Raw genomic sequence first — 8,159 nt, forward strand, 5'->3', positions numbered from 1 at the left:
TAAAGGTGGTTCAGAGGGTGTATGGAAATATAGATGGTTACGTTCCGCCAGCCTCGGTGCCGGAACCGCCGCCAGTGGTCTCACCACCAGTAGTCTTATCCTTCTTCTCTTCACCGTACTTGACGAGTTCGATGGAATCAGGAATCAGGTTGTAGAGACGAGTACCATTCTGCAACTTGGTGAAAGAAGGACGGAAGGCAGGAACGAGACTCTTGACGAGTTTAGCGTTCGCCTTACTCTCATCTTCTACGGCTTTGCCGGTAATGAAACGGATGAAGAGCTTGCCGAATCCAAGCAACTCGATGTCGTAACCCTTCTTCAGGTTCTCCTTCACGTAGTAAGCATAGCGGTCGAGTACCGCCTTTACGTCTGCAGGAGTAGCTGTAGACTCCACTGCGATTTGGTTAGCAACCTCCTCGGTGGTCAAGGTTCCGTAACTGTAAGGTCTAACAGAAAAGAGTGTCTGACCCTTCTTCTCACCCATGTTAATGGTCTTCTTTGCAACTTTGTAGCTTTTACTCATAATTAAAACATTTAAAAGATTAATACTAAAGTTCAGTCATCGTCAGTTCAAAGAGATTTGCAATCCCGTTTGTTCTGATTGACGTTGCGAAGATACAACATTGGCGAGGCGAAAACAAATGCCTTCACTGACGTTCACCATCTGTTTACTACTCATTCACGATACGCTCACTTTTAATAAAAATCATAGCAATGGAAGATACCAACAAGGCAAATATCGTCTTTAATATCTCTGGCGGTAACAACCAGATTCTGCCCAATGCTATCAAGGCTGAGCAAAACTTTTATGGCGACAAGTACATAGAGGAGATGTTGAAGGCGAAGACCACAAGTCAAGAGCCTGTTCTCTCACCCGAAACAACCCGTCTCTCTTTATATATTAATAATGTGGAAGCATTAGCAGAATATGTAGCCAAGCTCTCTGCATGCACCAATGCCAAGGAATTGGCTCAGGTGGTGATGGATATGGTGAATGATACAGATGTAAAGGTTGACCAAGATATTATGGTGAAGCAGGAGTTTATCGAAGTCTTACAGCCCTTGGCACCACAGGTTACTACAGGCATCAGTAATATCCGCAAGTATATCAATGAAGCCTGGTATAAGTGGAAATGATCACCAATGAAGTAGCGTGAGGAAAAATACTGACAAAAGGCACTTTTACGCCCACCATAATTTCAGAATTTTCAATGAATCCAAATTCGTTTTGTAGAATTGAAAATATGCTGAGGCTTGGTAAGTTGTTGATAGTCAGCAGTGTATAAAAATTGAAAAATATACTTGGTCTCTTGAAAATCTATAGTCGTACGACTATGACCCCTATAGTTGTACGACTATAACTCCAGAGTTGTACAACTATAGCATGTATAGTCGTACAACTGTAGCTTTACAGTCGTACAACTATAGGATTTTCAACTCGCAAAACTTGCGGATTATGGTCAATTGCTGCTGAAAATTGGCTTTTATTAATTCTAGATGGTTAATTTAGTATGGAGGATAAAAATTTGTACATGATACAGAAGGCACAGGAGTTCATGAATGAGAATCACTTTGCCGACGTCTCCCGAGTGCAATGTCTGCTACGCAAGATGATGTCCAAGGAGTATCATGGCCTCATCGATCAAATCAAGGAGTGTCAGGATCCCCATGCTATCTTCAATATTCATGGCGGAAACAATCTCATTGCGCCCACTGCCAGCCAGGCTGAGCAAAAATTGGTGGAGAAACCTGCTGACGAGATAAAAAAAAAGATAAGGAATAATCAAGAAAGAAGACCGAGATGCTGAACGATTTCGATTCACCATTCGATATCACCGTAGATTTCCACAAGTAATTGGGCGGAGTTGACCCCCCCCAAAAAAAATTGGTAGTTTCACAGAAAACCCTTATTTTTGCACCTAAAAAAGGAGATACAATTATGAAGACAATAGATCAGATTTTGAAAATAAAGGCAGTAGTGCTTTACATTCTGAAAGCATTCCCAGAAGGAGTTGATTATATTCATCTCTTTAAGGTTATGTATTTTGCGCAGCAAGATCAGTTAAAGGAATATGGATTGCCAATCATTTACGATACCTTTGTTGCAAGAAAGCATGGTCCTGTACCAGCTTTAACCTATAAGGTGTTGCGTGGAATAGAAGGCAAGGCAGACCTTTCTTCGCCAGAATTAAAGGATTTTGCAGATTCATTGAATATAGCTATCTCTCAGGATGGTCATCAACTTGTTCTAGCTTCCAAGAATGCGGAATGCGATATGGATGAACTGTCTGTAGCTGATGTGAAGATGTTGGATAAATGGATTGAAAAGTGCAAGGATGTAGAATCCTTTGACCTATCCGATAAGTCACATGAAGACAGAGCTTGGAAACGTGCAAAACGTCAGGCTGACAAGACAGGTGAGGACTCCAAGATAACCATGTATGATATGGCAGCTGCGGCAGGAGCAAGCAAAGACATGCTATGCGTAATTCGTGACCGCCAATCAGTTCAAAAAGCATTATCATGGATTTAAGGGAGTTGCAGAAATCCTATCTTGATAATCTTCGTAAGGTTACCGAAGATAAATTAGAAATAGGTTCATTGATACGAACAGTTATTTCAATAGAAGAAGGCTTGGTCTTCAAGGATGGAAGAAAGCAGAAACCAAAGAAGTTAGTTCCATTTTGGAACATACTGCCTCTGATGGGCACCTCCCCTGAGGTAATCCTCTCAAAAGTAGTATAAAAACAATATTCCTCATTCGAGTGGCGACAAGCGCAGAGCGATACTGCGGTGGGGAACAATTCTGGTGGGCTCAACCTGCAAGCCCCCTCCATGCACTCACTTTCAGCAATATAATTGCAAGCTGATCCCCATAACAGCCCAGCGGTCCCATCCCGCACAACCATGGCGAGGGCTTTGATGCCCCGCCAACCTTAGAGCGTAGCGGTTCTGAGCACCGGAGGGCGGTTTTCCTCTTCTTCCCTGAGGGGAGAAGACCGAGATGAGAGGTGGAGCCTTCTTTAATGGTAAAGAAGGACGGGATGATTTTAGAAAAACAGCACAGTAGGGCGGTTACATCCCTAATCCCTATGGTAGGGATTTAGGGCTTGGGTATAGGATAAGGACCCCCTCTTCGCAAGAGGGGGACAGGGGAGTCGAAACAAAACTTACGTTATGACCATAGAAGAAAAAAAGGCAGATTTTATGCGTCGCTTCAAGGCTTCTAGGGAGCGAAAAGCAGAATACATAGCACAAATGGAAAAGCGAATGCGTGATAATTATCGCCGCAGAACCGGTAAGGAAGCAGAATCATTTTGTGTGTTGTAATGTTTAGCCATAAGCCAAGCATAGGTTAATAAATACATTTTACCTCATTCGAGTGGAGACAAGCGCAGAGCGATACTGCGGTGGGGAACAAATATAACATTTTTCAAAAAAAACTGATAGGTGTAACTACTTATAATATAGTGGGGACGCTGTATTGGTGATATACCTTATTTGTGTAATTCGTGCAATTCGTGTTCAGTAAAATCAATGCGTAATTCGCGTGCAGAGAAATATCTATTGCTGCGAAGCTTAGTGAGAACCGTTGCTGCAACGAGAGTATCTGTGCAAATCCGTGAATTGAAAATCGGCGGCCGAAGGGAGATTTGTCCACCGGACCCACTGACCAGTGGGAAGTAAAGCCAAATCTGTGGGAGATTAGAGCAAGAATCAAAAACTCCTCCAAAAATTTGGTAGTTTCACAGAAAACCCTTATATTTGCAGGCAATAATTAGAATATTACGCTTATGGCAACATTGGTACTCGATAATACATTATATCAAGGCTATGCAACGATAGCAGAGCAGAATAACATCAGTGTGACTGATGCTATGGCAGAAGCTTTGCGATTATTGAAGCAACACTTGAAAAAGAAGCCAAGTCTTTCGTTAAGACAACGACTTGAGAAGCGTATTCTTGAACTTCGAGATTTGCCGGCGAATTGGGATTACGCAGGTTCCCCTTCCATATCATCAGAAGCATGTGATTATTCTCAGAAAGTTGTTTCATCCTGTAGCGAATCATTGCTTCAGGGATTAGCAATATTCCCAAATACCAATGGCTATATATTAATGCAATGGAAGACCTCCAAAGGAGACGCCTGTTTGTCTATTCTTAGTGATAGAATAGTATATGATGTCAATTATGGAGAGATAGAGAAAGAAGGTATCCTTCCTCTTTCAGAACTCCCTAAATTTTTGGAAGTCTTAAAGAACATAGCCTAATGGAATGTGATATAACATTTGAGAAACCAGTATTGAAAGATATGGAGGAGATTGCTCGATTGTTGTCTTCTCCAGCCTTTTATGATGAAAATACCCATCAGTTGAATTTTGCGGCATTTAATCTTCGACGTTTTACGAATGGTGAAGTAGAGTCTTATGTCTCATTGTCTAGGCTGTCTTTTATAGACCAAAAGCATTTGAATAAAAAAGGTAAGTATGTTTTTAAAAAGACAGAAAGCCATTATGTGGGTTATGCTCTTTTTACTCCAAGTTATTTAGCAAACTTACATGATAGATTAAGAATATATCCTGTTAAAGCAGGTCTTAATGATCATTGTGGTATGTTTTTCTTGGGTAAGGATAAGAAGTTAATCTGTGATGACTTGACGATTCGTCCTTATACATTAAAAACGTTACGCTCTCTTTGTGACTTATTGCAAGCTAATGTTGTTTTAAAATAGGGGTAGTACCCAGCACCTTTAGCAAGATAATAGGAAGGCGGTCCCATCCCGCAAACCTGGCGAGACCTTTGATTGGTCCGCCAACCTTAGAGCGTAGCGGTTCTGAGCACCGGAGGGCGGTTACATCCCTTGCCCTTTTGGAAAGGGCGAGGGCTTGGGAGTGGGTTAAGGACCCCCTCTTCGCAAGAGGGGGACAGGGGAGTCGAAAAATGTTATAGTGCTTAGCTGCTTATTACGAAGCATGCAATGCTGAAAGATTTCGCTTCACCATTCGATATCACCGTAGATCTCTACAAGTAATTGGTCAGAGTTGAAAAAACTCCTCCCAAAATTTGGTAGTTTCACAGAAAACCCTTATCTTTGCTGCGAATTAAATATAGAAGTTATGGCACAGTTAACATTACAGATAGATAGTCCATCTTTGTTGGAGCAATTAAAGAATGTCCTCTCTCTTATGAGAGGCGTTAAAATAGTTTCAGACTCCCCAGTTTCAAGGAGTGCTGCTTTGGAAGATGTTCCAAACGCAGAAACTTTGGCAGCAATGAAAGAGGCTGAGAGTGGTCATGATGCGGGAGTAGTTCGAGTAGATAGCTTAGAAAGTTTCATGGCATCAATGGAGGAATAGGGTTTATGAAAGAAATTCGAAAGACCTCGCAGTTCAAGAAAGATTATAAGCGTTTTAAGAATGATAAAGAATTTGTAGAAACGCTTATGGGGATAGTTAAGCTTTTGGCAGAAGGCAATCAGATACCGGAAGAATATAATCCTCATTCTTTGAAAGGCAACTGGAAGAACTATATGGAATGCCATATAGAAAATGATACACTTTTGATTTGGTTTGATAAGAACAATAATGCAATAGAATTAGTTCGTTTAGGTTCGCATTCTGAATTATTTGGTAAAGGACGTAAGCGCTGATTTCCATAACAGTCAGGCGGTCTCATCCCGCACAATATGGCGAAGACCGCTTTGGTCCGCCAACCTTAGAGCGTAGCGGTTCCGAGCACCGGAGGGCGGTTACATCCCTTGCCCTTTTGGAAAGGGCGAGGGCTTGGGAGTGGGTTAAGGACCCCCTCTTCGCAAGAGGGGGACAGGGGAGTCGAAAAAAACTTACGTTATGACCATAGAAGAGAAAAAAGTAGATAAGGAAGCAGAATCATTTTGTGTGTTGTAATGTTTAGCCATAAGCCAAGTATAGGTTAATAAATGCATTTTTTCTCTTAATTCCTTGGTAGTTATGAAATAAAATCGTACTTTTGTCACTATATTAGCAATAAAAATGTATGATTATGGCAAACGACAATAATATACAGCCTGTGGCTGATGATTCCCAGATAGTACTCTATCAACCAGATGAAAGTATTTCCCTCCATGTAAGAATAGATGAAGCTTTCAATACGGTATGGCTTTCTTTAGACCAAATGGCAGAACTATTTGGTCGTGATAGGAGTGTTATTGGCAAGCATGTGCGAACTATATTTAATGAAGGAGAATTGCAGAAAGAATCAGTTTGGGCAAAATTTGCCTACACTGCCTCAGACGGCAAAACATATCAAGTTGATTATTATAATTTAGATGTTATAATATCTGTAGGTTATAGGGTAAAGTCCGTACAAGGTACAAAATTCCGTATTTGGGCTACATCTGTTTTACGCCAATATCTTCTCCAAGGTTATTCCGTGAATCGTCACTTGATAGCCTTACAGGAGAATATGGACAAGCGTATGACCCATATTGAGGATGTCCAGGCTAAGCAGCAACAGCAGCTTGATTTCTTTATTCGAACCTCCACTCCTCCAGCAGAGATGGTCTTCTTCGAAGGTGATTTCTATACAGCAAGAGTTGCTTTAGAGAACCTGGTTCGTTCTGCCAATAATCGAGTAATCATCATAGATGGCTATGTTTCATCGCTAACCCTTCCCCAACAATCATATAGACGTCCGAAAATGGCGAAACGAGTCCCATGATCGCTGGCTTATCATAGATGATAGCCTCTATCATTGTGGTCATTCATTAAATGCCAATGGCGGTCATAAGATTTCCGCCATAACCCTGATGGGTACCTCTCCTGAGGTAATCCTCTCAAAAGTAGTATAAAAACAATATTCCCCATTCGAGCGACGACAAGTGCAGAGCGATACTGCGGTGGGGAACAAAAATGGTGGTCTCAACCAGTAAGCCGCCCCCCATGCACCCCCAATCAGCAAGCTATAGCAAATTATAGCAAGTTATACCCAGGCGGTCCCATCCCGCACAATTTGGCGAGGGCTTTGATGCCCCGTCAACCTTATAGCGTAGCGGTTCTGAGCACCGGAGGGCGGTTACATCCCCGCTTCCTGAGGTTTCTGTCCCCTACAAGGGGAACCGAAGGGGTCGTAAAGACTATTGAGAGGGGCTTGGGGAGAAAGTGGAGCTCTCCTTGCAGGAGAGACGGAGAGGTAGAAAAAAGCCTTTATCAACAAGGAAGGACGGAATGATTTGCCTGCAAAGTCATTTTGACAATCATGTGATGTAATCAGAATGAATACAACGAACAAAGGGGAACGACCAAAGACTGGTTGTTTCCCTTTGTTCGTTTAGAGGCAATTGTATCAGGTGTATCTGTCATCATCACAAAGGTTGCAACCAAACGAAAGATGGAGAAACCACCACACAAATCTATCTCAATTCTATCAAAAGCTCAGAAGTAGATGATGCCAATGCCAAAATACTGGCAGCCCTATAAGCCACAAAAATGAATAAAAAGAGGGATTTTGTAAAATGAACCAAAATGAACCATTTTTCCTGAATCTTTACATGAGAGATACAGAAAAATCTAAAACTTTCGTTCAATCAACGACTTAGGAAATTATGTACGAAAAGAATAGTAAAATAATGTTGATTTACGTAGAATGATATTAATTTTTTAACACGCATAATTTGCTAGTTTCCAACAATTTTCGTATTTTTGCAAGGAGATTCTGTGTCTCTTATATCGAGATTCAGATGAACGTCATCAAAAAACGAACTTGATTCGCATGATGAAAGAGACAAATATACACTCACAGGTTACGTCCACTATTGCAGGGGACGACGGCGAAGCCATGGCAAAAAGTGAAGGATATGTAGCTGAAAATGGTTTTGTAGCAACAGATCCGACGCACTTTGGAAAGACGTGTCATGATCAATAGCCGTGGCAAACGTGTTGTCCGTGAGGCTGTCTTCTTACCACCTTTGTCTTTGTGATATATTATCTTTCATATTATGAATACTGATATTAAGAGTTTGATACCATCCATGCATGCAGAACTGAAGCGTATGCAATCTCGTGTTGCAGAGCTTCAAGTATCATTGCAGCAAGGTTCATCTGATGAAAAGGCGATTCGAGTGGAAATTTCTCGAATGAATCTGCGTCAGGTTGAAATCATGGATGTAGTCGGAATGTTCC

General features: G+C 41.5%; 12 protein-coding genes. 11 read left to right on the top strand and 1 reads right to left on the bottom strand.

Translation table 11 applies throughout. The annotated features are described in order from the left end of the window. Nucleotides 1-37: 37 nt before the first annotated feature. Nucleotides 38-523: an HU family DNA-binding protein gene (locus DWV53_RS14510; protein ID WP_118155310.1), complete on the bottom strand. Its 486-nt coding sequence runs from the start codon at nucleotides 521-523 to the stop codon at nucleotides 38-40. Between the two features lie 191 nt (nucleotides 524-714). On the opposite strand from DWV53_RS14510, the gene DWV53_RS14515 reads away from it, so the two are divergent. The 11 genes from DWV53_RS14515 to DWV53_RS15550 form a co-directional block, all read left to right on the top strand. Beyond that, nucleotides 715-1,137 carry a hypothetical protein gene (locus DWV53_RS14515; protein ID WP_118155312.1) on the top strand — a complete coding sequence of 141 codons (423 nt, stop codon included), beginning with the start codon at nucleotides 715-717 and terminating at the stop codon, nucleotides 1,135-1,137. Nucleotides 1,138-1,532: 395 nt separating this feature from the next. Then, nucleotides 1,533-1,808, top strand: coding sequence for a transcription-repair coupling factor (locus DWV53_RS14520; protein ID WP_259319010.1), 276 nt, complete (start codon nucleotides 1,533-1,535; stop codon nucleotides 1,806-1,808). Between the two features lie 131 nt (nucleotides 1,809-1,939). Beyond that, on the top strand, nucleotides 1,940-2,533 hold the full coding sequence (locus DWV53_RS14525; protein WP_118155324.1) for a Panacea domain-containing protein: 594 nt from the start codon (nucleotides 1,940-1,942) through the stop codon (nucleotides 2,531-2,533). Beyond that, nucleotides 2,524-2,745, top strand: coding sequence for a hypothetical protein (locus DWV53_RS14530; RefSeq protein ID WP_118155316.1), 222 nt, complete (start codon nucleotides 2,524-2,526; stop codon nucleotides 2,743-2,745). Before DWV53_RS14525 ends, DWV53_RS14530 begins: the two co-directional genes overlap by 10 nt. Nucleotides 2,746-3,177: 432 nt before the next feature. Next, nucleotides 3,178-3,330, top strand: a complete 153-nt coding sequence (locus tag DWV53_RS14535) for an ABC transporter ATP-binding protein (protein WP_118155318.1) — start codon at nucleotides 3,178-3,180, stop codon at nucleotides 3,328-3,330. A 464-nt stretch (nucleotides 3,331-3,794) separates the two neighbouring features. Then, nucleotides 3,795-4,271, top strand: a complete 477-nt coding sequence (locus DWV53_RS14540; RefSeq protein ID WP_117729060.1) for a hypothetical protein — start codon at nucleotides 3,795-3,797, stop codon at nucleotides 4,269-4,271. Nucleotides 4,272-4,312: 41 nt separating this feature from the next. Next, nucleotides 4,313-4,732: a hypothetical protein gene (locus tag DWV53_RS14545; RefSeq protein ID WP_147468818.1), complete on the top strand. Its 420-nt coding sequence runs from the start codon at nucleotides 4,313-4,315 to the stop codon at nucleotides 4,730-4,732. A gap of 385 nt (nucleotides 4,733-5,117) precedes the next feature. After that, a complete protein-coding gene (locus tag DWV53_RS14550) occupies nucleotides 5,118-5,357 on the top strand; it encodes a hypothetical protein (RefSeq protein ID WP_117695786.1) in 240 nt (79 codons plus the stop codon). A 5-nt stretch (nucleotides 5,358-5,362) separates the two neighbouring features. Further along, nucleotides 5,363-5,650 (top strand): type II toxin-antitoxin system YafQ family toxin, encoded by a 288-nt coding sequence (locus DWV53_RS14555; protein WP_117729061.1) that lies wholly within the window; start codon nucleotides 5,363-5,365, stop codon nucleotides 5,648-5,650. 371 nt (nucleotides 5,651-6,021) lie between these two features. After that, complete coding sequence (locus DWV53_RS14560; protein WP_181992518.1) at nucleotides 6,022-6,699, top strand: virulence RhuM family protein; 678 nt, start codon at nucleotides 6,022-6,024, stop codon at nucleotides 6,697-6,699. Between the two features lie 1,276 nt (nucleotides 6,700-7,975). Then, the coding region (locus DWV53_RS15550; RefSeq protein WP_147468819.1) for a hypothetical protein at nucleotides 7,976-8,159 on the top strand (184 nt) is incomplete at its 3' end.

Origin of the sequence: Segatella copri (genome assembly GCF_003465495.1) — a bacterium.
Taxonomy (GTDB): domain Bacteria; phylum Bacteroidota; class Bacteroidia; order Bacteroidales; family Bacteroidaceae; genus Prevotella; species Prevotella copri_G.

Bases quoted from the DNA above. Each gene is read 5' to 3' on its own strand.
- DWV53_RS14510 (WP_118155310.1), bottom strand. From the start codon at position 523: ATGAGTAAAAGCTACAAAGTTGCAAAGAAGACCATTAACATGGGTGAG.
- DWV53_RS14515 (WP_118155312.1), top strand. From the start codon at position 715: ATGGAAGATACCAACAAGGCAAATATCGTCTTTAATATCTCTGGCGGT.
- DWV53_RS14520 (WP_259319010.1), top strand. From the start codon at position 1,533: ATGATACAGAAGGCACAGGAGTTCATGAATGAGAATCACTTTGCCGAC.
- DWV53_RS14525 (WP_118155324.1), top strand. From the start codon at position 1,940: ATGAAGACAATAGATCAGATTTTGAAAATAAAGGCAGTAGTGCTTTAC.
- DWV53_RS14530 (WP_118155316.1), top strand. From the start codon at position 2,524: ATGGATTTAAGGGAGTTGCAGAAATCCTATCTTGATAATCTTCGTAAG.
- DWV53_RS14535 (WP_118155318.1), top strand. From the start codon at position 3,178: ATGACCATAGAAGAAAAAAAGGCAGATTTTATGCGTCGCTTCAAGGCT.
- DWV53_RS14540 (WP_117729060.1), top strand. From the start codon at position 3,795: ATGGCAACATTGGTACTCGATAATACATTATATCAAGGCTATGCAACG.
- DWV53_RS14545 (WP_147468818.1), top strand. From the start codon at position 4,313: ATGGAGGAGATTGCTCGATTGTTGTCTTCTCCAGCCTTTTATGATGAA.
- DWV53_RS14550 (WP_117695786.1), top strand. From the start codon at position 5,118: ATGGCACAGTTAACATTACAGATAGATAGTCCATCTTTGTTGGAGCAA.
- DWV53_RS14555 (WP_117729061.1), top strand. From the start codon at position 5,363: ATGAAAGAAATTCGAAAGACCTCGCAGTTCAAGAAAGATTATAAGCGT.
- DWV53_RS14560 (WP_181992518.1), top strand. From the start codon at position 6,022: ATGGCAAACGACAATAATATACAGCCTGTGGCTGATGATTCCCAGATA.